20 protein-coding genes are annotated in these 22,386 nt (G+C 67.6%); 12 read left to right on the top strand and 8 right to left on the bottom strand.

The features are described from left to right. Positions 1 to 14: 14 nt before the first annotated feature. From BYZ73_RS02625 to BYZ73_RS02610, 4 genes are all read left to right on the top strand, one after another. Positions 15 to 311 carry a hypothetical protein gene (locus BYZ73_RS02625; protein WP_108024371.1) on the top strand — a complete coding sequence of 99 codons (297 nt, stop codon included), beginning with the start codon at positions 15 to 17 and terminating at the stop codon, positions 309 to 311. Further along, complete coding sequence (acsF, locus tag BYZ73_RS02620) at positions 308 to 1,423, top strand: magnesium-protoporphyrin IX monomethyl ester (oxidative) cyclase (RefSeq protein WP_112314791.1); 1,116 nt, start codon at positions 308 to 310, stop codon at positions 1,421 to 1,423. Before BYZ73_RS02625 ends, acsF begins: the two co-directional genes overlap by 4 nt. Further along, positions 1,420 to 2,241 (top strand): putative photosynthetic complex assembly protein PuhE, encoded by an 822-nt coding sequence (puhE, locus tag BYZ73_RS02615; RefSeq protein ID WP_341800920.1) that lies wholly within the window; start codon positions 1,420 to 1,422, stop codon positions 2,239 to 2,241. Before acsF ends, puhE begins: the two co-directional genes overlap by 4 nt. A 219-nt stretch (positions 2,242 to 2,460) precedes the next feature. After that, positions 2,461 to 2,904 carry a c-type cytochrome gene (locus tag BYZ73_RS02610; protein WP_108024367.1) on the top strand — a complete coding sequence of 148 codons (444 nt, stop codon included), beginning with the start codon at positions 2,461 to 2,463 and terminating at the stop codon, positions 2,902 to 2,904. Between the two features lie 73 nt (positions 2,905 to 2,977). Here the strand turns inward: BYZ73_RS02610 and bchO are convergent, their stop codons facing one another. The 4 genes from bchO to BYZ73_RS02590 are packed head-to-tail and all read right to left on the bottom strand — an operon-like array spanning position 2,978 to position 7,392. Next, positions 2,978 to 3,841, bottom strand: a complete 864-nt coding sequence (gene bchO, locus BYZ73_RS02605; RefSeq protein WP_112314790.1) for an alpha/beta fold hydrolase BchO — start codon at positions 3,839 to 3,841, stop codon at positions 2,978 to 2,980. An 8-nt stretch (positions 3,842 to 3,849) separates the two neighbouring features. Then, entirely contained in the window at positions 3,850 to 5,544 is a 1,695-nt protein-coding gene (locus tag BYZ73_RS02600; RefSeq protein WP_245943028.1) for a magnesium chelatase subunit D, read from the bottom strand. Then, positions 5,537 to 6,550 carry a magnesium chelatase ATPase subunit I gene (gene bchI, locus BYZ73_RS02595; RefSeq protein ID WP_108024470.1) on the bottom strand — a complete coding sequence of 338 codons (1,014 nt, stop codon included), beginning with the start codon at positions 6,548 to 6,550 and terminating at the stop codon, positions 5,537 to 5,539. Before bchI ends, BYZ73_RS02600 begins: the two co-directional genes overlap by 8 nt. After that, entirely contained in the window at positions 6,547 to 7,392 is an 846-nt protein-coding gene (locus tag BYZ73_RS02590) for a spheroidene monooxygenase (protein ID WP_108024358.1), read from the bottom strand. Before BYZ73_RS02590 ends, bchI begins: the two co-directional genes overlap by 4 nt. A gap of 131 nt (positions 7,393 to 7,523) precedes the next feature. Here BYZ73_RS02590 and BYZ73_RS02585 point away from each other — a divergent pair, with 131 nt between their 5' ends. The 3 genes from BYZ73_RS02585 to tspO are packed head-to-tail and all read left to right on the top strand — an operon-like array spanning position 7,524 to position 10,628. Continuing rightward, the gene (locus BYZ73_RS02585) at positions 7,524 to 9,080 is read left to right on the top strand and encodes a phytoene desaturase (RefSeq protein ID WP_112314788.1); all 1,557 of its coding nucleotides are present in this window, start codon (positions 7,524 to 7,526) and stop codon (positions 9,078 to 9,080) included. A gap of 1 nt (position 9,081) precedes the next feature. Continuing rightward, a complete protein-coding gene (gene crtB, locus BYZ73_RS02580; RefSeq protein WP_112314820.1) occupies positions 9,082 to 10,137 on the top strand; it encodes a 15-cis-phytoene synthase in 1,056 nt (351 codons plus the stop codon). Positions 10,138 to 10,145: 8 nt separating this feature from the next. Further along, positions 10,146 to 10,628 carry a tryptophan-rich sensory protein TspO gene (gene tspO, locus BYZ73_RS02575; protein WP_342750286.1) on the top strand — a complete coding sequence of 161 codons (483 nt, stop codon included), beginning with the start codon at positions 10,146 to 10,148 and terminating at the stop codon, positions 10,626 to 10,628. Positions 10,629 to 10,722: 94 nt separating this feature from the next. On the opposite strand, the gene BYZ73_RS02570 is transcribed toward tspO, so the two are convergent. Next, positions 10,723 to 11,949: an FAD-dependent monooxygenase gene (locus BYZ73_RS02570; protein WP_112314787.1), complete on the bottom strand. Its 1,227-nt coding sequence runs from the start codon at positions 11,947 to 11,949 to the stop codon at positions 10,723 to 10,725. Positions 11,950 to 12,038: 89 nt separating this feature from the next. On the opposite strand from BYZ73_RS02570, the gene BYZ73_RS02565 reads away from it, so the two are divergent. From BYZ73_RS02565 to BYZ73_RS02550, 4 genes are all read left to right on the top strand, one after another. Further along, positions 12,039 to 13,370 carry an amidase gene (locus BYZ73_RS02565; RefSeq protein WP_112314786.1) on the top strand — a complete coding sequence of 444 codons (1,332 nt, stop codon included), beginning with the start codon at positions 12,039 to 12,041 and terminating at the stop codon, positions 13,368 to 13,370. Between the two features lie 139 nt (positions 13,371 to 13,509). Then, positions 13,510 to 14,691, top strand: a complete 1,182-nt coding sequence (locus BYZ73_RS02560; protein WP_112314785.1) for an aminotransferase class I/II-fold pyridoxal phosphate-dependent enzyme — start codon at positions 13,510 to 13,512, stop codon at positions 14,689 to 14,691. Positions 14,692 to 14,703: 12 nt separating this feature from the next. Further along, the gene (locus BYZ73_RS02555; RefSeq protein WP_112314784.1) at positions 14,704 to 17,463 is read left to right on the top strand and encodes a DNA translocase FtsK; all 2,760 of its coding nucleotides are present in this window, start codon (positions 14,704 to 14,706) and stop codon (positions 17,461 to 17,463) included. Between the two features lie 69 nt (positions 17,464 to 17,532). Then, positions 17,533 to 18,135 (top strand): LolA family protein, encoded by a 603-nt coding sequence (locus BYZ73_RS02550; RefSeq protein WP_108024344.1) that lies wholly within the window; start codon positions 17,533 to 17,535, stop codon positions 18,133 to 18,135. Between the two features lie 54 nt (positions 18,136 to 18,189). Here BYZ73_RS02550 and BYZ73_RS02545 read toward each other — a convergent pair whose 3' ends face one another. Together BYZ73_RS02545 and BYZ73_RS02540 are read right to left on the bottom strand one after the other, a co-directional pair. After that, positions 18,190 to 18,762 carry a transglycosylase SLT domain-containing protein gene (locus BYZ73_RS02545; RefSeq protein ID WP_112314783.1) on the bottom strand — a complete coding sequence of 191 codons (573 nt, stop codon included), beginning with the start codon at positions 18,760 to 18,762 and terminating at the stop codon, positions 18,190 to 18,192. Between the two features lie 109 nt (positions 18,763 to 18,871). Next, positions 18,872 to 19,753 (bottom strand): AEC family transporter, encoded by an 882-nt coding sequence (locus BYZ73_RS02540; protein ID WP_112314782.1) that lies wholly within the window; start codon positions 19,751 to 19,753, stop codon positions 18,872 to 18,874. Between the two features lie 84 nt (positions 19,754 to 19,837). Between BYZ73_RS02540 and hspQ the strand changes: the two genes are divergently transcribed. Beyond that, positions 19,838 to 20,164 (top strand): heat shock protein HspQ, encoded by a 327-nt coding sequence (gene hspQ, locus BYZ73_RS02535; protein ID WP_075787250.1) that lies wholly within the window; start codon positions 19,838 to 19,840, stop codon positions 20,162 to 20,164. A gap of 16 nt (positions 20,165 to 20,180) precedes the next feature. Here the strand turns inward: hspQ and BYZ73_RS02530 are convergent, their stop codons facing one another. Then, positions 20,181 to 21,761: a gamma-glutamyltransferase family protein gene (locus tag BYZ73_RS02530; protein ID WP_112314781.1), complete on the bottom strand. Its 1,581-nt coding sequence runs from the start codon at positions 21,759 to 21,761 to the stop codon at positions 20,181 to 20,183. Positions 21,762 to 22,386 lie beyond the last annotated feature (625 nt).

The following is a 22,386-nucleotide window of genomic DNA, read 5'->3' as shown; positions in this document are numbered from 1 at the left end:
CAGGGAACCGAAAGATGGGAATGTTCACCCGAAGGAAGGAGACCGCACCGTGTACGGTTGAGGTCTCGCACAAGTTCGACAGCCTGCATGCGCATGTGCGGTTCAACAATGGAGCCGTCGTGCATCCGGGCGACGAGGTGCTGGTGCAAGGCCCCGAGATCATGGCCCCCTATGGCGAAGTGGTAAGGGAAGACCGCATCGCCGTCATCACCCGGGCGACGCCGCTGGAACGTCTTTGGACGCGGCTGACCGGAGATCTGGACTTCATGGAGCTTTGCGAATTCTCCTTTTCCGGGGAGGTGAAGCTGTGAACGTCCATACCGCCGATGCAACCACCGTCGAGGAAGGTCTTGCGATCCAGGAACAGCAGGCCGTTCTGGACAGCGAAACCGCGACCGCCGTCGCGATGCAGGACACCCTGCTGACGCCGCGCTTCTACACCACCGATTTCGAGGCGCTCGACGCCATCGACGTCACCCCCGTCCGGGCCGACTGGGACGCGCTGATCGCCGAGATGCAGGCCGACCCGAACAAGGGCCATTTCCGCAAGGACGAGACCTGGGACCATGTCGACTGGGAGGGGATGGAGCCCGAGTTGCGCAAGGAGTTCATCGACTTCCTGATCAGCTCCTGCACCGCCGAATTCTCGGGCTGCGTGCTGTACAAGGAGATGAAGCGACGCGGGTCCAATCACGATGTGACCGAACTGTTCCAGCTGATGGCGCGGGACGAGGCGCGGCATGCGGGCTTCATCAACGATGCGCTGCGCGAGGCCGGGATCGCGGTCAATCTGGGCTTTCTGACCCAGAAGAAGAAATACACCTACTTCCGGCCCAAGTTCATCTACTACGCGACCTATCTCAGCGAGAAGATCGGCTATGCCCGCTACATCACGATCTTCCGCCATCTCGAAGCGCATCCGGAAAAGCGGTTCCACCCGATCTTCAAGTGGTTCCGCGAATGGTGCAACGACGAGTTCCGCCATGGCGAGGCCTTCGCGCTGCTGATGAAGACCGACCCGAAACTGACCTCGGGCGTCAATGTCCTGTGGATCAAGTTCTTCCTGACCGCGGTTTTCGCCACCATGCATGTGCGCGATCACCAGCGGCCCGCCTTCCACAAGGCGCTGGGCGTCGATACCGACTGGTACGGGCATGAGGTCTTCCGCAAGACCTCGGACCTGTCGAAGCAGATCTTCCCGATCACGCTCGATATCGACCATCCGCGCTGGGCGAAGGGGCTGACGGCCCTGCAGGAGGCCAGCGTCGCCATCGACGCGGCACGGCGGCAGGGCGGGGTCGCTGGCAAGCTGGCCGAATGGGCGGGCTCTGCAAAGGCGGCCCGGGCGTTCCTGTCGCTTCTGACCATTCCGGCGCAACGGCATGAGGTCCCGGCCTCGACCCGCATGGAGCCTGTCTATTGATCGCAACGGCGTGGTTCGCGGCGCTGGCCGCCCTGTTCATCTGGTGGTTCTCGACCGGGGCGATCCTGATCGTCGTGCGCCGCGCCGAACACCGGGGACGCCTTGCGCATCTTCGGGCCACGGTCATGGCCCTGCCGCTTTTGGGCGGCGGGGTGTGGCTGTTCGAGATGACCCGCCATGTCGAGACCGTGGCGACCGCCTATCTGGCCTTTCTGGCCGCCATCGCGATCTGGGGCTGGGTGGAGCTGGCCTTCCTGACCGGGGTCGTCACCGGCCCCAACACCACCCGCTGTCACCCGCATGCGCGCGGCTGGGAACGGTTCATGCGCGCCTATGGCACCATCGCCTATCACGAGACGCTGCTGGTGGTCATTCTCTTTGCGATGCTGGTCACCAGCCACGATTCCGCCAACGGAGTCGGGGTCTGGACCTTCATCATCCTGTTCTTCGCGCGGATCTCGGCCAAGCTGAACCTTTTCCTCGGCGTGCCCAAGATCAATGTCGAGTTCCTGCCGACGCCGCTGGCCCATCTGCCCAGCCATTTCAAGATCTCGCGGTTGAACTGGCTTTTCCCGTTCTCGATCTCGGCGCTGACCTTCGCGGTCGCCTGTTTCATGGAACGACTCTTCGCGGTCAGCGACCCGCATGACACGGTGGGCTTTGCGCTGCTGACGGCGATCACCGCGCTGGCGCTTCTGGAACACTGGCTGATGGTGCTGCCGCTGCCCGACGAGCGGCTCTGGCGCTGGATGCTGCCGGAACGCAAAGAGCGGTCCGAGGACGACAAGATCCGCCCGAACGATCTTGGCCGGACCTGACCGGGGCAAGGCGGGCGAATCGCGGCTCTTTGCGGGCTTCGGCGCCTGAGCCTGGAAATCCTTTAAAACCAGAAAGTCGCGCCGCGCGTGTGCCCCCCGGGGGCCGCGGCGCATGCATCCATTGGTCGGAAACCCTTTGTTTAGCGACCCATATAGATTGACCTTCCGGTGCCTGCGTTCCATGGTATGCACCGGTTCAGTTGAGTCAGGGAGAGACCCATGAATTCGAAATTCGCGCTCGCCGCCGCCGCGGCGGCCCTGATTGCCGGCCCGGCGCTTGCCGTCGATGTGACCGGCGATCCGGCTGAAGGCGAGAAGGTGTTCAACAAGATCTGTCAGACCTGCCACGTCGTCGAGAATGACGCGGGCGAGGTGGTCGCCGGGCGCAATGCCAAGGTCGGCCCCAACCTCTTCAAGATGCCCGGCCGCCATGCCGCCGCCATCGAGGGCTTCAGGTATTCCGATCTCATGAAAGAGGCCGGCGAAAAAGGTCTGGTCTGGACCGAGGACGAGCTGGTCAAATACGTGCCCGGCCCGACCGATTTCCTGCGCGACTACACCCAGGACCCCAAGGGCCGTGGGCTGATGACCAACCAGCGCGTCAAGGAACAAGAGATCCGCGACGTCTTCGCCTATATCGCGAGCTTCGGCACCCACGAATAAGCTCGGACTGTCGCGCGAAACGGTCGCCGGCCTGCCCGGCGGCCTTTTTCATGGCCGCCGTCGGGATTTCCGGTCAGAGCCGGTCTTCGAGAAAGGCCTCGATCCGGGCGGTCACCGCTTCGGGGGCCTCTTCATGGGCCAGATGGCCAAGCCCCGGGAACCGCGCAAGCTCTGCCTGCGGCAGCCGCGCCGCCGCCCGCACCGAGCCCGAGACCGGCACCGCCCGATCGTCCTCTCCCACGATCAGCAGGGTCGGCACGTCGATCGAGGGCAGGTCGTGCTGCAGCCCGTCCAGCGACCATTGCGCGACCATGGCCAGCGTCGCGTCGGTATGGTGGCGGTCGGCCACCAGCCGGCGGTAAAGCGCCAGCCCCTCGGGCGAAAGCTCGCTGCCGATCCCGGCGATCATGTATTCGACCCCGGCGGCCGTTCCCAGCCAGCGCGAGATTTCCGAGGCCGAGAACGGGTTCAGCGCCATCATCCGCGCCATCATCGGAAAGACGAAGCCCGCAGGCCCCTTGAAGCTTTCCAGCGCGGCGTTCAGCCCGACCAGCGCCTTCGGGGGGCGCTTCAGGTCGCGCACCATCCGAAGCGCGATGGCCGCGCCCGCCGAATGGCCGACAAGGGCGTCGGGCAGCAGGCCCTCGCCGTCGAGCAGGGCCGAGATGTCGCGGCTCATCGCATCGAGCCCGCAGCGCTGCCGCGCGCCGAGCTTGGTGAAGCCCTGACCGGGCAGGTCCAGCGCCACCACGCGGTAGCGTTCGGCCAGAATGGGCAGCACATCGCGCCAGCTATGGGTCGCGCCGCCGGTGCCATGGATCAGCAGCACCACAGGCCCGTCGCCCGCCACCTGCAGATGCCAGTAATGGGGGCGGTGGCGCACGAACCGGGAAAACTCCCGGTTCGGCCAATCTTTTCCGTCCCGGGTCCAGTCCATGCGTCCTCTTACGCGTCGAGAGCGGCCGATACAGCGGTCGAGAGCCGGTTGGCGTCGGCTCTCGGCAGCGGGATGTAGGGCGCGCCCAGTGTGTCGGCCAGCGCCTTCAGCGATCGTTCGGGCCGCTGGCCCATGTCGATCACCATTGCCGGGTAGCCGTTCGCCCTGATCGCGATCGCCATCCGTTCGGCATCCTCGGCCGCCAGCGCCCGGTTCGCGGTGCCGTCGAGCGCGATGTTGGCACGCCCGTCGGTCAGCAGCGCGACGGTGGGCGTCATGCCCCGGCCCTTGGACTGGATCGCCAGTTCCAGCGCGGTCTTCAGCCCGGCCGCCAGCGGCGTGCCGCCGCCGCCCGGAAGCGCCGCCAGCCGCCGCTTGGTCTGGACCAGCGAGCGGGTCGGCGGCAGCAGCAGCTCGGCCGCCTCGCCCCGGAACGCGACCAGCGCGACATGGTCGCGGCGGGCATAGGCTTCGGCCAGCAGCAGTTCCACCGCGCCCTTTGCCTCGGCCAGGCGGGTCATCGCCGCAGAGCCCGAGGCATCGACCACGAAGATCAGCAGCCGGTCGGATTTCTCTTCGAAGCGCTTGATCCGGAAGTCGTCGGTGCGGATATGCAAGGACCGCTCGAAGCTCGATTCCCGCTTGCGGATGGTCTGCCAGGGGGCCGCGGCCCGAAGCGTCGAGATCACGTCGAGCCGGGCGCCGGTATCGAGCCGCCCGCGCCGCGACGGGATCGGCCGGCCGCGCCGGTTGCCCTTGCGCTTGGCGCCCGCGCCGGAAATGCCGCCGCCTGCGCGCTGTGCCTTCCGCGCGGCAAGGTTTGCCAGAAGGTCCGCGGGCAGCGTCGCCTTGGCAGCCTCCAGCAGGATGTCCTGCAGCGGCAGGTCGTCCAGCGACTGCGCCTCGCCATCGTTCTGGTCTCTGTCGCCCTGTTCGGGGTCCGGCGGGGGCGGGTCCTGGGGCGGCTGGTCGTCCTCGACCGGTTCTTCGGGGAATTGCGTCGCGCGGGGGGCCAGCACCAGCTGGACGGCGGCGGTCAGATCGTCCTGATCGACCTCGTCATTGCCTGCGAGTGCCGCCAGCGCCTTGGCGGCCTTCAGCGCCAGCATCGGCGCGCGCAACGAGTCGATGCCCAGGCGCACCGCCAGCACGGTCAGGTCTTCCAGCACCTTGTCGTCCGCGCGGACGCCCGGCAGACGCGCGCGGGCCGCGGCCAGCGCGTCGGTATCCATCGCGATCCGCTCGGTCTGGCCCCAGGGCAGCGCGTCCAGATCGAGATGCAGCGCCAGCCGGTCGGTCAGCGCCGCGGGCAGGGTCTCCTGCGGCTCGGCGCCCTCGTCCATGGCGATCAGGCAATGGCCGGTGCCCTGATCCATCGCCCCGGCCAGCCGCGCGGCCAGCCCGGGCTGGGTGCGTTCGGCCATCGGCAGCACCAGAATCGCGGGCTCGGCCAGAAGGCCCGCCCGTTCGACCAGCTTGCCCGAAGACAGAGTCGCCGTCAGGTCGATGCCGCCGAACAGCTGCTCGTCGCCGATCGAGGGATGCAGGCGCTTGAGCGGAAGGGGCAGGGCGGGCAGGGCCTCGATCACCCGGTCGCGCACCGGCCCCGACCGGGCGCGGAGCCACAGGCCCCCCAGCCCGGCCGGATCGACGGCCAGTGCGTTCAGACCGATCTCGACCCGGGTCCAGACCCCGTCAGGCAGGCTCACCCAGCACCTCCTCGACCACGCGGCCCACGCGGGTGGTGGACCCGGCCTCGTCCAGCGGATCGCGGCGCAGGCGGTGGCGCAGCGCAGAGGGCGCGACCTGACGCACATGCGCCCGGGTCACCGCATCGGCGCCCTCGAAGGCCGCCAGCGCACGCGACGCCTTCAGCAGCGTCAGTTCGCCCCGAAGCCCGTCGGAGCCCAGCGCCAGGCACAGCTCGGCGCAGTCGCGCAGCACGGACTCGTCGCTGGCCATGGTCTTGAGATGGCCCCGGGCGGCCACGATCCGGTCGCGCAGCTCGGCATCGGCGGGGCGCCATTTCTCCATGAAGCCCTCGTAGTCCATCTCGTAGGTGTCGCGGCGGCGGATCACCTCGATCCGGGTGTCGATGTCCTTGGGCGAGGTCACCTCGACCGACAGGCCGAAGCGGTCCAGAAGCTGCGGGCGCAGCTCGCCCTCTTCGGGGTTGCCGGACCCGACCAGCACGAAGCGCGCCGGGTGCCGGATCGACAGACCTTCCCGTTCCACCACGTTCTCGCCCGACTGGGCGACGTCCAGCAGCAGGTCGACGATATGGTCCTCCAGCAGGTTGACCTCGTCGATATAAAGATAGCCGCGGTTCGCCCGCGCCAGCAGGCCGGGCTCGAACGCCTTCTCGCCATTGGTCAGCGCCTTCTCGATGTCGAGCGCGCCGACCACCCGGTCCTCGGTCACGCCCAGCGGCAGGTCGACCACGGGGGTCGGCCGCGTGACGATCTCGGTCGAGGTCAGGTGCGCCCAGTCCGGGCACTGGTCCAGCGAGGGCGAGTTGACCGGGCAGCTTGCGACCGCGTGGATCGGCGGCAGAAGGGCGGCCAGCGCGCGCACGGCCGTCGATTTGCCGGTTCCGCGGTCGCCGAACACCAGAACGCCACCGATCCCCGGGTCGATTGCCGTGAGGATCATCGCCTGCTTCATCTCCTCCTGGCCGACGATGGCGGAGAAGGGAAAGGGTTGAGTCATGCGTTCACTTTCGATTTCTTGGGTCCCCGGGATTTCTTGGGGGCCTTCGTGGGCTTCGCGGGTTTCTCGGCCGCGGGTTCTTCGGCCACCGGTTTTTCAGCCGCGGGCGGTGCGGCCGGGGCCGGGGCAGCCGGTCTGGCGTCGGCGTTCAGCAGGGCCATCGGGCTTCCGCCCTCCCACGTACCCTCTTCCTCGAGGATTTTGAAGCGGGCATAGAGGTCTTCCTTGAACCAGTGGTCGCCATAGGCGGCCCGGATCGCGTGGCCATGCGGGGTCTCGCCATGGGCGAAGCCCGCCATCGTGCCGGTGCCCTTCCACAGCGAGAAGGTGACCTGCTGCACCCAGGGCACCTCGGCCATGCCCATGTGGAAGACGCAGGTCGGGTCGGCCGCGACCTCTTTCTGGATCTGCGGCACGTGCTTCCAGAACTGCAGCGCGATGGGCAGCTTGACGGTGGCGCGGGTCAGCACGGCCAGCGGGCCCGGTTCGGCCTTTTCGGTGACCTTCAGCGGCTCGACGCCGGACCACATGCCGCGGGCCGAGGTGGGGGTCAGGTAGATCGTGTAGGCTTCGCAGGAGTGATCACGCAGCGTCCGGTGGGTGATCGAGCCCTTCAGGCCCGCCTTGGCGGTCGCCATGTCGGGCCAGACGCAGAGAATCGCGTTGACGTTGACGTTGGGGCGGGGATTGAAGCCCTCGTCCGAGCCGGTGCCCAGAAGCTTGAAGAATTCCAGCCCCGGAACGGTCTTCAAAGCGTAGCGGCCGCGGGCCATCTGGCTCAGCGCCTCGAGGCGCGAAGCCCAGTTGTCATAACGAAAAAAGCTGATGGTGACGACTTGCATATGCGACTCTCCTAAACGGCTGTCGGTCATCTTCTGGGCTCTTCGGGGTGCGACCGCAAGGAACCTGCCGCCCCCGGCGCGTATCCGGTAGAAGCATTGTAAACTAAACTAGACAGGTTTAACCTAGCGACATGATGACACGAGTCGATCCCGCCCTGGCGGATGAGGCCGTTCGGGCCAAACGCCCGCACGCCGTTGTAATCGGAGCCGGGTTGGGCGGACTGGCCGCGGCCATGCGTCTGGGCGCCAAGGGATATTCCGTCACCGTCATCGACAAGCTCGACGTGCCCGGCGGGCGCGGATCGGCGATCTGGCAGGACGGGCACCGCTTCGATCTGGGGCCGACCATCGTCACCGTGCCGCAGGTCTTCCGCGACCTTTGGTCCGCCTGTGGGCGCGATTTCGACAAGGACGTCTCGCTGGTCCCGATGGACCCGTTCTACGAGATCGTCTTCCCCGACGGCGAACGCTTCCGCGCCCGGCAGGACACGGAAAAAATGCGGGCCGAGGTGGCGCGGCTCTCGCCGGGCGATCTGGCGGGCTATGACCAGTTCCTGAAGGACAGCGAGAAACGCTACTGGTTCGGGTTCGAGGGGCTTGGCCGCCGTCCGATGAACGAGTGGAAGGAACTGGCCAAGGTCCTGCACATCTTCGGGATGCTGCGCGCTGACCGGTCCGTCTACGCCCATGCCGCGAGCCGGGTGAAGGATGAACGCCTGCGCATGGCGCTGTCGTTCCATCCGCTGTTCATCGGCGGCGATCCGTTCAACGTCACCTCGATGTATATCCTCGTCAGCCATCTCGAGAAGGAATTCGGGGTGCATTACGCGATGGGCGGCGTTGCCGCGATCGCCAAGGCGATGGCGGGCGTCATCGAGGATCAGGGCGGCGTGCTGCGGATGCAGACCGAGGTCGACGAGATCCTGGTGACGAAGCACAGGGCGACCGGGGTCAAGCTGGCCTCGGGCGAGGTTCTCAAGGCCGATGTCGTCGTCTCGAACGCCGACTCGGGCTTCACCTACAGCCACCTGCTGCGCAACACCCGCCGCTGGCGCTGGACCGATGAAAGCCTGGCGAAGAAGCGCTGGTCGATGGGGCTTTTCGTCTGGTATTTCGGCACCAAGGGCACCCGCGGCATGTGGAAGGACGTGGGGCATCACACGGTGCTGAACGGGCCGCGCTACAAGGGGCTGGTGAAGGACATCTTCTTCAAGCCCGAACATCTGGCCGATGACATGAGCCTTTACATCCACCGGCCCAGCGTCACCGACCCGACGGCCGCGCCCGAGGGCGACGATACCTTCTATGCGCTGTCGCCGGTGCCGAACCTGCATGCCGATCACCCGGTCGACTGGACGGCCAATGCCGAACGCTACCGCAAGATGGTGCTGAACTTCATGGAAGAAAAGCTGATGCCGGGGCTCGGGCAGCATGTCTCGACCAGCCTCGTCTTCACGCCGAACAGCTTCCAGGCGCGCTATCTGTCGCCCTTCGGCGCCGGGTTCTCGCTGGAGCCCCGGATCTTCCAGAGCGCCAATTTCCGCCCGCACAACATCAGCGAAGAGGTCGAGGGGCTGTATCTGGTGGGCGCGGGCACCCATCCCGGCGCGGGCCTGCCCAGCGTCGTTACCTCTGCCGAGGTGATGGCCAAGCTCGTGCCCGATGCGGATCGTGTCGCGGCGGGCTGAGATGATCGACCCGGCGGATCTGAAACATTGCGAGGACTCGATCCGCACCGGGTCCTATTCGTTCCATGCGGCCTCGAAACTGCTGCCGGCCCGGGTCCGCGACCCGGCGCTGGCGCTTTATGCCTTCTGCCGGCTGACCGACGATGCGGTCGACCTGACCCACGACAAGTCGGCCGCCGTGCTGATGCTGGGCGAGCGGCTGGACCTGATCTATCGCGGCCAGCCCCGGAACGCGCCCTGCGACCGGGCCTTCGCGGCGGTGGTCGACGAGTTCGAGATGCCGCGCACCCTGCCCGAGGCCTTGCTGGAGGGCATGGCCTGGGACGCGATGGGGCGGCGTTATGAAACGCTGTCAGGGGTCTACGCCTATTCGGCGCGGGTCGCAGCGGCGGTCGGTGTGATGATGGCGGTGCTGATGCGGGTCCGCGATCCGCATGCGCTGGCGCGGGCCTGCGATCTGGGCGTCGCGATGCAGCTGACCAATATCGCCCGCGACGTGGGCGAGGACGCGGCCGAGGGGCGGTTCTACCTGCCGCTGCAATGGATGGCCGAGATCGGGCTCGACGTCGACGAGTTCCTGGCCCGGCCACAGCCCTCGCCCAGCATCCGCCGCCTGACCCAGAAGCTGCTGTCGGATGCCAACCGGCTGTATTTCCGGTCCGAGCCGGGGGTGGCCGAACTGCCCTTCGCCTGTCGGCCCGGGATCTTTGCCGCGCGTCACATCTATGCCGCCATCGGCCGCGAGGTGCGCCGCGCCGATTACGACAACATCACCCGCCGCGCCTATACCAGCAAGGGCCAGAAGCTTGGCTGGCTGATCTGGTCGGCGGCGCAGGCGATGGCGGTCACGGTCATGCCGCGCTCGGCCGTGCTGTACGGCAAGCCGCTGCCCGAATGTGCCTATCTGGTCGACGCAACGGCAACCCGACGACCGTCGGACAACCCTTGGGGGGAGGGCCGCGCGGGCGAGATCATCGCGATCCTGGCCCAGCTCGAGGCGCGCGAGCGCGCGAGACGCGGTGCCACATTGGAACAATATCGCCGCGAGGCTATTTAAGATCCATGATGATCGATTGGCCCCTCTTCGGAATATTCCTCGCCACCACCTATGCGGCTGGCGCGACCGGTGCGTTCTTCTCGCCTGACGGCTGGTATGACCGCATCGACAAACCCAAATGGACCCCGCCAAACTGGCTCTTTCCGGTGGCGTGGTTCGTGCTTTACATCTGCATGGCCTATGCCGCGACGCGCGTCGCGATCTCGGGCAGCCCGCTGCTTGTCTATGCGCTGGCGATCTGGGGCTTGCAGGTCGCCTTCAACACGCTCTGGTCGCCGGTCTTCTTCGGCCTGCACCGGCCCGGCGCGGCGCTGCTCGTGCTCTGCGGGATGTGGATCTCGGTCCTGGCCATGGCGGTTTCGTTCTATCAGACCGACATGTTCGCGGGGCTGCTGATTGCCCCCTATGTGGTCTGGACCAGCTATGCCTGGGCGCTGAACTTCTCGATCTGGCGCCGTAATCGCGGGGCCGCGCAACCCGCGGGCGCCTGATCCGCAAGGCCCTCTGCAAACCTTATCGAGCGACAAACGGAACGCCCGGCCAATGGCCGGGCGATTTCGTTTCGGGGCTTCGGAAAGGCAGGGACTAAAGCGGCCGCCCGGTCATCAGCCGGGGCAGGGCGCCGGTCAGCCCGGCGGCCTCGCGGATAAAGCGGCGGCGCAGTCCGGGCAGGGCCGCAACCGCGCCAAGGCCCAGGTCGCGACCCAGCCGCAGCAGCGGATTGTCGTTCGAGAAGAGCGCGTTGACCGTATCGGTCCCGGCCGCCATCAGGGTCGTGTCGAAGCGCCGCCAGGACTGGTAGCGTTCAAGGACGTCGATGGCGCCGATATCCTCGCCCCGCCGTTTCGCCCCGACCAGCACCTCGGCCAGGGCGCCCACGTCGCGCAGCCCAAGGTTCAGCCCCTGTCCGGCGATGGGGTGCACCCCATGGGCCGCGTCGCCCAGCAGCGCCAGCCGGGGCGCGCAGAAGGCATTGGCCAGCGTCAGGGTCAGCGGATAGGCAAAGCGGTCGCCTTCCAGCCGGATCTCGCCCAGGAAGTCGCCGAAACGGGGGCGCAGCACGTCCAGATAGGCGGCCTCGTCCAGCGCCTGGATCGCGGCGGCCTGGGCGTCACGTTCGCTCCAGACGATGGAGCTGCGGTTGCCGGGAAGCGGCAGGATCGCCAGCGGCCCCGGCGGCATGAAGAACTGATGCGCGGTGCCGTTATGCGGGCGCTCATGGGCGATGGCACAGACCAGCGCGGTCTGGCCGTACTCATGGCCGGTGCGGCGGATGCCCGCGCGCTGGGCAGTGCCCGACCGGCGACCGTCGCAGCCGACCAGCACCCGCCCGCGCAGCCGCCGCCCCGAGGCCAGCGTCACCGCGATGCCGGTCGCGTCGGTCTCTTGCGCGATCACGGTCTCGCCCGACAGCGTCGTAACCTTGGGCTCGGCCTCAAGCGCCTCCAGCATCGCCTGGCGCAGGTAGCGGTCCTCGATCATGTGGCCCATCGGGCCTTCCTCGATCTCGCCATGGTGGAAGTCGAGGAAGAAGGGCGCAGCCCCCTCGCCCGCGCGCCCGTCCGAGGCGACGATCTCGAGGATCGGCTGGCTGCGATGGGCGAGCCCGGGCCAGACCCCGATGGCCGACAGCAGCCGGGTCGAGCCCAGCGCCAGCGCATAGGACCGGCCGTCGAAGCGGTCGCCGCTGCGATCGGCCCGGGGCAGGGCGTCTATCACGGTGACAGAGAGCCCGGCGCGGGCCAGCGCAAGCGCAAGCGCCGGGCCGTTCAGCCCGCCGCCGACGATCAGGATCTCGGAATCGTAGGTCATGGCGTGAATATGGCGGTCCGCCCGGGATTGTCCATAAGCCCCGGCCCCGCTAGCCTCGCGCGCAGGTATTTGGACGGTGGAGGCCGCGTATGGTGCAGAACTGGTTGGGAATGAGTGCAGGCGATCTGGGCCGCGGTATCGAGACGGGCAAGATCGACCCTGTTGACCTGACCGCGACCTTCCTCGACGAGATCGCGGGCCATCCGTTGCGCGACCGGATCTATGCCCGCACCACCCGGGCCAGGGCGCTGTCCGAGGCCCAGGCCGCACGCGACCGGGCGCGGGCCGGGCTTCGGCTCGGGCCGCTCGACGGGGTGCCGATCTCGTGGAAGGACCTGTTCGACAGCGCGGGCGCCGCGACCGAGGCCGGGGCGGCGCTGTTGCAGGGCCGGGTGCCCGATCGCGATGCCGAAGTGCTGGCCGCAGCGACCGCGGGCGGTCTGGTCTGCCTGGGCAAGACCCATATGACCGAACTGGCCTTTTCGGGGCTGGGGCTGAACCCGGTGACGGCGACACCGCCCTGCATCAACGACCCCAAGGGGGCGCCGGGCGGATCGTCCTCGGGGGCGGCGGCCTCGGTGGCCTTCGGGCTGGCCGCGGGCGCAATCGGGTCCGATACCGGGGGCTCGGTGCGCATCCCGGCGGTCTGGAACGATCTTGTGGGGCTCAAGACCACGTCTGGGCGGGTCTCGCTGAAGGGCGTGGTGCCGCTGTGCCCGAAATTCGACACGGTCGGGCCGCTGACGCGGACCGTCGAGGATGCAGCCCTGCTGCTGGCCGCGCTGGAAGGGGGCCGACCGGCCGATCTGTCCGGGGCCAGCCTCAAGGGCACCCAGTTCCTGGTGCTGGAGACGGTCGCGCTCGACAGTCTGCGCGATGCGCCCCGGGCAGGCTTCAACCACGCCATCGGGCGGCTTGCCGAGGAGGGCGCGACCATCGTCCGGGCGCAGGCGCCCGAAGTGTCCGAGGCGCTGGCGCTGGCGGGCGTGCTGTTCGCGACCGAGGCCTACGGAACCTGGCGCACGATGATCGAGGCCGAGCCCGAAAAGATGTACCCGCCGGTGCTGGACCGGTTCCGCGGCGGCAAGACCTTCTCGGGGGCCGATTATGTCGCCGCCTGGCAGCTGCTCGACCGGCTGCGGGCGACCTGGGCCGCGCGCATCGCGGGATATGACGCGGTGCTGCTGCCGACCTGTCCGATCCTGCCGCCCAATGTCGACCGGCTGATGGCCGATTCCGAGTTCTTCATGGCCGAGAACCTGCTGGCGCTGCGCAACACCCGGATCGGCAACCTGATGGGCAGCGCGGTGCTGACCCTGCCGACCGGCGTGCCGTCCACGGGGATCTCGTTTCTCGGGCTGCCGATGTCCGAAGAGCGGCTTTTGAGGATCGGCGCGGCGGCGGAACGCGCCCTGACCTAAATGCCACAACTTCGCCCGGCACCGGGTTGACCGCGCCGGGCTTTCTGGACCCCGGCGCGGCGAAGGTCTATCGTGGGGCACAATCGGAGCGCACAGACGACTCCGAACCGAGGCAGTACGACAGACAAGATTGGGGTCCATGACCTTTCCCGAGCGGTTTTCGAACCTTCCGGACTACGCGTTCCCGCGACTCAGGCGTCTTCTGGACGTGCATGAGCCCGGCGGCGTGCCCGTGCACATGACCATCGGCGAGCCGAGGCACGCCTTTCCCGACTGGGTCGCCGGCATCGTTGCCGCGCATGCCCATGAATTTGGCAAATACCCTCCGAACGAGGGCACGCCCGAGTTGCGCGCGGCCATCGCAGGCTGGGTCGCCCGCCGCTATGGCGTGACGCTCGATCCCGAGACGCAGATCACCACGCTGAACGGCACCCGCGAGGGGCTGTTCAATGCGGCCCTCGCGCTGTGCCCCGAGACGAAAGCGGGCGCCCGGCCGGTCATCCTGACGCCGAACCCGTTCTATCAGGTCTATGCCGTGGCCGCGCTGGCGGTGGCGGCCGATCCGGTCTATGTGCCCGCGACCGCCGAAACCGGCTTTCTGCCCGATTTCGCCGCGCTGCCGCCCGAACTGCTGGACCGCGTCGCCATCGCCTATCTCTGCTCGCCCTCGAACCCGCAGGGCGCGGTGGCCGACCGCGGTTACTGGGCCGACCTCATCCGGCTGGCCGAAAAGCACGATTTCCAGATCTTCGCCGACGAATGCTATTCCGAGATCTATCGCGACACGCCGCCCGTGGGGGCGCTGGCCGTCGCGCAGGAGCTTGGGGCCGATCCGGAACGGGTCGTGGCGTTCCATTCGCTGTCGAAACGCTCGAACCTGCCGGGGCTCCGGTCCGGCTTTGCCGCCGGCGGGCCGGAAAGCCTGCGCCGGATCAAACAGTTGCGATCTTATGCCGGGGCGCCGCTGCCGCTGCCGCTGCAGCGGGCGGCAGAACGGCTCTGGGCCGACGAGGCCCATGTCGAGGCGAGCCGGGCGCAATATGTGCGCAAATACGCCCGCGCCGACGAGATCCTCGGCGATGTGCCGGGCTACCGGCCGCCCGAGGCGGGGTTCTTCCTGTGGCTGCCCGTCGCCGATGGCGAGGCGGCGGCGCTGAGGCTTTGGCGCGAGACGGGGGTGCGGGTCCTGCCCGGCGCTTATCTGTCGCGCGAGGTCGATGGCGCCAATCCGGGTGCGGGCTATATCCGCGTGGCCATGGTGGCGCCCGAGGACGAAATGGCGGCGGCGCTGGTCCGGTTGCGCGGCTGTCTGTACGGTTGAGGGGGCAAGGGCATGGCTTCTTATCAGATGAAACGGCGCGAACCCCTGCTTGACCAGACAACCCAGGCCGCCATCGAGCGGCGGGGCAAGGAGCTTCTGGGCATCGGTCTGATGCTGCTGGCGGCGCTTCTGGCGATGACGCTGGGAAGCTACGTGACCGACGACCCGAGCTGGCTGTCGGCGACCGATGCGCCGGCCCAGAACCTTCTGGGCCGGTTCGGCGCCTCGATTGCCTCGCCGATCTACATCGTCGTGGGCTATGGCGGCTGGGCGCTGGTTGCGGTGCCCGCGGCCTGGGGTGTCCGGCTGGCCGCCCATTGGGGCGAGGAGCGGGCGCTGTCGCGGGTGATCTTCGCGCCCTTCCTGGTCTGTCTGGCCTCGGTCTACACGGCGACCCATGTGCCGACCCCCGAATGGACACACAGCTTCGGCATGGGCGGGCTTTTCGGCGATACCGTGCTGGGCGCGGTGCTGGGGCTCGTGCCCATCGACACCATCGTCGGGCTCAAGCTCGTGTCGGCGCTGGTCTGGCTCGGCACGCTGGCGCTGGGGCTGTTCGTGATGGGGGTCGACCGGGACGAGCTGCGCCGGTTCGGGCGCGGCGTTCTGCTGGGGCTGATCCTCAGCTATGACGCGCTGCGCGGCGCGACCGGGCGCGGGCTGCGCGGCGCCCTGCATGGCGCGGTGCGCTATGGCGAGGGGGTGCAGGCGCGCCGTTCGTCCCGGGCCGACCCGGTCGCCCCGGACTTCGATGACGAGGACGACTATGACGACGCCGAGGAGGCGCCCGCCCGGGCCGGTCTGTTCTCGCGGCTGCCGGTCTTTCGCCGCCGGGCCGACCCCGACCTGATCGATGACGAGGACGGTCCGGCGATGACGCCCGCCGCCGAAGAACGCATCCGGGCGCGGATTGCCGACGTGATCCGGTCGCGCTCGTCCCGCAGCGCGCCGGTGCCGACCGGTTTCCGCCCCGAGCCCCCGGTGGTGCGCGGCGCCGCGCTGACCGTGCCGCAGGCGCCCGCGCCGGGGGCCCGGATCGACGTGCCCGAGATCGATGCCTTCGAGGACGAGGAAGGGATCGACGCCCCCTACGAGGCGCCTTACGAGGCTGCGCCTCAGCCCATCCAGCCGCCGCGCCCCTCGATCCCGGTCGTCGAACCGCGCAAGCTGGTCGAGCAGCCGCCGCGCAAGTCGGTCCTGCCCTCGCGGCGCGCCCGCGACGAGGCCCAGCCGGGCCTGCAATTCGACGATTCGGAAGACGGCTATCAGCACCCGCCGCTGTCGCTCCTGACCAATCCCGACACCATCGAGCGGCATTATCTCAGCGAAGAGGCGCTGGAAGAGAATGCCCGCATGCTGGAAAACGTGCTCGACGATTACGGCGTGAAGGGCGAGATCGTCTCGGTCCGGCCCGGCCCCGTCGTCACCATGTACGAGCTGGAACCGGCGCCGGGTCTCAAGGCCAGCCGGGTGATCGGGCTGGCCGACGACATCGCGCGCAGCATGTCGGCGCTGTCGGCCCGGGTCTCGACCGTGCCGGGGCGCAGCGTGATCGGGATCGAGCTGCCCAATGCCCGCCGCGAAAAGGTGGTGCTGCGCGAGATCCTGTCGGCGCGCGATTTCGGCGACAGCGCACAGCGGCTGCCGCTGGCGCTGGGCAAGGATATCGGCGGCGATCCGGTCGTCGCGAACCTGGCCAAGATGCCCCACCTGCTGATCGCGGGGACCACCGGGTCGGGCAAGTCGGTCGCGATCAACACCATGATCCTGTCGCTGCTTTACAAGCTGACGCCCGATGAATGCCGGCTGATCATGATCGACCCCAAGATGCTGGAACTGTCGGTCTATGACGGCATCCCGCATCTGCTGTCCCCGGTCGTCACCGACCCCAAGAAGGCCGTCGTCGCGCTGAAATGGGTCGTGGGCGAGATGGAGGAACGCTATCGCAAGATGTCCAAGATGGGCGTGCGCAACATCGAGGGCTATAACGGCCGGGTGCGCGACGCGATGGCCAAGGGCGAGATGTTCAAGCGCACGGTGCAGACCGGCTTTGACGACGACACCGGCGAGCCCGTCTTCGAGACCGAGGAATTCCTGCCCAAGACGCTGCCCTATATCGTCGTCATCGTCGACGAGATGGCCGACCTGATGATGGTCGCGGGCAAGGAGATCGAGGCCTGCATCCAGCGTCTGGCGCAGATGGCGCGGGCCTCGGGCATTCACCTGATCATGGCGACCCAGCGGCCTTCGGTCGACGTCATCACCGGCACGATCAAGGCCAACTTCCCGACCCGGATCAGCTTTCAGGTGACCGGCAAGATCGACAGCCGCACCATTCTGGGCGAGCAGGGCGCCGAACAGCTGCTGGGCATGGGCGACATGCTGTACATGGCAGGCGGCGGGCGGATCTCGCGCGTGCACGGCCCCTTTGTCAGCGACGAGGAAGTCGAAGAGATCGTCAACTACCTCAAGACCTTCGGTCCGCCCGATTATGTGGGCGGCGTGGTCGAGGGGCCGGACGAGGACAAGGAAAGCGATATCGACCTGGTGCTGGGGCTCGGCGGCAATACCGACAGCGAGGACGCGCTTTACGATCAGGCCGTGGCAATCGTCATCAAGGACCGCAAATGCTCGACCTCCTACATCCAGCGCAAGCTGGCCATCGGCTACAACAAGGCCGCGCGTCTGGTCGAGCAGATGGAGGATCAGGGCGTGGTCAGTGCCGCGAACCATGTGGGCAAGCGCGAGATCCTTGTGCCGGAGCAGGCGTGAGCGGCGGGTCGCCCATTCGTGACGGCCGGGCAGGTGAAATGCCCGGTCCCCGGCGCTAGATTGGCAGCCATGAAACCCTTGCGTCTTTCCCTGGCCCTTGCGGCCCTGCTGGCGGCGACGCCCGTTCTGGCAGACCCGATCCCGCTGTCGTCGCTCTCGGCCTATCTGAACAGCTTCGAGACCGCGCAGGCCGATTTCACCCAGATCAACGCCGACGGCTCGATCTCGACCGGTGTGCTGTCGATCAAGCGCCCGGGCCGGGCCAGGTTCGAATACGCCCCGCCCGACAAGGCGCTGGTGATGGCGGGCGGCGGGCAGGTCGCGGTCTTCGACGAAAAATCGAACCAGCCGCCCGAACAGTATCCGCTGAAGCGGACGCCCTTGAACCTGATCCTCGAGCGTCAGGTCGATCTGGGCCGCGCCCGGATGGTGGTGGGGCATGAAGAGGACGGCAGTTCGACCCGCGTCGTCGCGCAGGACCCGGAGCATCCCGAATACGGCACCATCACGCTGGTCTTCACCAACGAGCCGATCGAGCTGCGGCAATGGATCGTCACCGACGAGACCGGCAGCCAGACCACTGTTGTGCTGGGCGAGCTGAAGACCGGGATGCCGCTGGGGGCCCGGCTTTTCAACATCATCCAGGAAACCAACGACCGCATGCGGCACTGACCCCCTGCCGGTCCGGGGCCCGGCTCGGTCCGGGTCCCGGGCACGGCGCGGGGCTCAGCGGCTGCAGGTGATGAGTTGCGCGTAGTAAAGCTGCGCCCGGTCCTCGACCCGGTTCGCCACCGCCATCAGCCAGGCCTTGCTGCGATAGCTGCTGCGGGCATACCCGGCATGGCCCTCGTGATAGGCCAGATACTGGTTGCGCGCATCGCTGAGCGGGATGCCAAGCTTCGTGCGGGACTCGGCCATGTACCAGCCCATGAAATCGGTGGCGTCGTTGATGTCGTCGCGCCGCGCGCCGCGATTGGAGGTGCTGGTGCGGTACAGATCCCAGGTGCCATCGATGGCCTGGGCATAGCCGTAGGCCGAGCTTTGCCGCCCCATGGGAATGATCCCCAGCACAAAGCGATGGGGGGTCCGGGCATCGCCCACGAACTTGCTTTCCTGGTGGATCACCGCCATCTGGACCGGCACCGGAACGCCCCAGCGGCGTTCGCTGCGTTCCATCGCGCGCATGTATTGGGGCCGCTCGCGCGCGATGGCGCAGGCGTCTTCCAGATTGCGCGGCGGAGATTTGTCACCGCATGCCGCCAGAAAAAGGCATGCGGCGATGAGAAGGAACCTGCCCATCTGCCTCTCGTTGACCTGTATCGACTGCCGTTTTTGTCTTGTTTGGAACCATCATAGGCGAAATCGGCGCCGGGTGGAACGCCCAAGCTGCGCCCGCGCGGCGGGCCGCCTAGATCAGGAAAGCCAGCGTCAGCGGCAGCGCCACCACCGACATCAGGGTCGAGACGACGACCAGCCCCGCCACGGCCTCGGCATCGGCGCCGTATTTCTCGGCCAGAAGGTAGGAGGTCACCGCGACCGGGGTCGAGATCTGCAGCACCAGCACCGCCAGAGCCACCCGGTCGAGCCCGAACCACAGCCCCACCAGCGCCGCGACGCCCAGGCAGATCGCCAGCTTGACGAGGCTCAGCCAGACCGCGCGGGGCAGGTGGCCCGGATGCAGCCGGCCGATGGCCACGCCCATGGTGATCAGCATGAGCGGGATCGCCATCTGCCCGATCAGGCTCAGCGCGTTGGTCAGGAAGGCGGGCGTCTGCCAGCCCTGCCACAGGAACAGCCCGCCCAGGGCCGTGGCCCAGACCAGCGGCTCTTTCAGCACCTTCAAGGGCGAGCCGCCGCCCGAGACCAGCCAGACCCCGAAGGTGAAGGAATAGATCGCCATCACCGCGAAGACGACGACCGCATAATCGAAGCCGCGCTCGCCGAAGGCGAACAGAGCCAGCGGCAGCCCCATATTGCCGGTATTGCCGAAGATGATCGGCGCCAGATAGGTGCGCCGGTCCAGCCGCGCCAGCCGCACCGTGCCGAAACACAGAAGCGTCACCCCGCCATAGGCCGCCGCCGCAGCCAGCGACAGCGCGGTCAGCGCCTGCGGCTCGATCTCGGTCCTCATCAGCGCGGTGAAGATCAGGCAGGGAACCGACAGCGTCATCGCGAGTTGGGTGACGAACTGGACCCGGTATTCGTTTCCGAGCCGGACCCACAGAAATCCAACCCCGGCCAGAAGGAATACCGGGGCGACAATCTCAAGGACCGTAAGTATAAGGTTCACAGAGTGTTTCCCCAGGTAGCGTGGTGACGCATGGACAAGGGTATGCCTCCGGGATTAGAGTTCGAAGTCGGGGGTTGCATCGGCATGCTTAAAGCGCACGCGAAATATCATCTGGGTCAAGTGGTCCGTCACCGGAAACATCCGTTTCGTGGCGTGGTCTTTGACGTGGATGCGATGTTCTCGAATACCGAAGACTGGTATGCCGCGATTCCCGAGGAAAGCCGCCCCTCGAAGGACCAGCCGTTCTATCACCTGCTGGCCGAGAACGACCACAGTTATTACGTGGCCTACGTGTCCGAGCAGAACCTCGTGGCCGACGATACGGGCGAGCCGGTCGATCACCCGGACCTGTCGGATCTGTTCGGCGAGTTCGAGGACGGCCAGTATCCGCTGCAGTTCCAGCTGAACTGACCGCCCCTTTCCATCGTCAGTAGCCCAAGGCGCAACCGTCCTTGCGCGGGTCGGACGCGCCTTGCAGTACGCCGGTTTCGTCGTCGATCAGGATCGCCTGCGCCCCGCCGATGGCCGAGGGCGGGGTGACCACCGCATGACCCTTGGCGGCCAGCGCCGCGCGCACGTCCTCGGCATAGCCCCGTTCGACCAGCAGCTCGCCCTGATCGGCAAAGCTGCGGGGTGCGTCCAGCGCCTGCTGGGGATGCATGCCGTAATCGACGATATTGGTCAGCACCCGGGCATGGCCGTTCGGCTGATAGGCCCCGCCCATCACCCCGAAGGGCATGATGACCTTGCCGTCCTTCTTCAGCATCGCCGGGATGATCGTGTGCATCGGTCGCTTGCCGCCCGCGGCCTCGTTCGGATGGCCCTCGGTCAGGCTGAAGCCCGCGCCCCGGTTCTGGAAGTTGATGCCGAATTTGGTCGAGGCCAACCCCGAGCCGAAGCTGTGGAAGATCGAATAGATCAGCGACACCGCCATCCGGTCGCTGTCGACCACGGTGATGTAGATCGTCTCCTTGTGGACCGATTCCGACAGGTCCGTCGGGTTCGCCATCGCCCGGTCCGGGTCGATAAGCGCGGCCAGCTTCGCCGCCGTATCGGGGGACAGCATGTGGTCGAGCCGGGTCATGTGAGCGGGGTCCGCGACAAAGCGGTTCCGCGCGTCATAGGCCAGCTTGGCGGCCTCGGCCTCGAGATGGGCGCGCTCGGCCCCGAGCGGGTCCATCGACGGCAGGTCGAAATTCGCCAGAATATTCGCCATCAGGATCGCGGTCGCACCCTGACCGTTCGGCGGATGCTCGACCAGCTCGACGCCCTTGTAGCTGCCGCTGACCGGCGTGCCGTAATCGCAGGCGGTGGCGGCGAAATCCTCCAGCGTATGGGATCCGCCCAGCGCGGTCAGCGAGGCCACCATGTCCTCGGCCACCTCGCCCTCATAGAAGCCCGCGCGTCCGTCCATCGCGATGCGGCGCAGCACCTCGGCCTGTTTCGGCGCGCGGAACACCTGACCCGGTTTCGGCGCGGCGCCGCCCAGCAGGTAGAAGTCGCGCGCGGCGCCCTTCAGGTGATCGGCGGCGCGGCCCCAGTCGAAGGCGGTGCGGGGCGCGACCGGCACGCCCGCTTCGGCATAGTGAATGGCGGGGGCGAGGCTGGCCTTCAGCCCGATCCGGCCCCAGTCCTTCGACAACCGGCAGAACGCGTCGATGGCGCCCGGCACTGTGACCGCGTCGGCGGCATCGGTGGGCATGACGCTCAGGCCACGGTCGCGCAGATTGGCGGCCTCAAGCCCCTTCGGCGCCCGGCCCGAGCCGTTCAGCGCTACGATTCCGTTTTCGCCCGCGGGTTTGACCAGCACGAAACAGTCGCCGCCGATCCCGGTCATCTGCGGCTCGCAGATCCCCAGCAGCATCGCCCCCGCGATGGCGGCATCGACCGCATTGCCGCCCGCCTCGAGCATCTGCACTGCGACCTTGGCAGCCAGTGGATGGGAGGTCGCGCACATCCCGTTGGTGGCAAACACCGCCGAGCGACCCGGCAACTGGAAATCGCGCATGAAACCCCCTTCGACCGATCCCGAACCGGCGGCAGGGTAGAACCTGCCGTCCGCAATTCCAATGGCGAAAGCGCGCGACGATCGCTCGGCCGACGGGCGTGGCGATGCGGAGGGCGATGCGCGGCTTGGCGGGGGCGCCTTTCGGCGGCCGTCTTGCGGGACGGGGTCGTCCGGGTTGCCAGGGCATGCGGATGCCTCTCCGGACCATCGCGCGGCCGCCGCGCGTCCCGGTGGTTGTCTTTGCGGCGAAGGGGTTTGCCGGTTTCGGACGCAAGACGTTTCCCGCAGACCCCACGTTGCCGTTCCGGCAAAGGCGGCCCAAGGCGGATCTGCCGGAAGATCGACGGGGCCGCTGCGGCGACCGTTCGCTGTCACACAGGGGTCTTCGGGTGTTGCTCCGGTCGGCGGCGGACGCCTGTCCCGTCGCTCCGGCCGCCTGTGGCTTGGCACGGCGGGCGGGCCATCGGGTCGATCGGGCCGATGGCGGGTCATGTTCGGCGCGCATTGCCGAGGGGGCCCATCGCATCCGGGTATTCGAGGCGTTCATGCCCAGTCTGGGCTGTCCGGGAGCACTTTTTCGATGCGATTATCGGCCGGCGCCGACTGCGGTGAATTTTCCGGATCG

The sequence above is a fragment of the Rhodovulum viride genome, assembly GCF_003265965.1.
Taxonomy (GTDB): Bacteria; Pseudomonadota; Alphaproteobacteria; order Rhodobacterales; family Rhodobacteraceae; genus Rhodovulum; species Rhodovulum kholense.
Note: the sequence above shows the minus strand (reverse complement) of the source record. Positions and strands in the feature narration are given on the sequence as shown.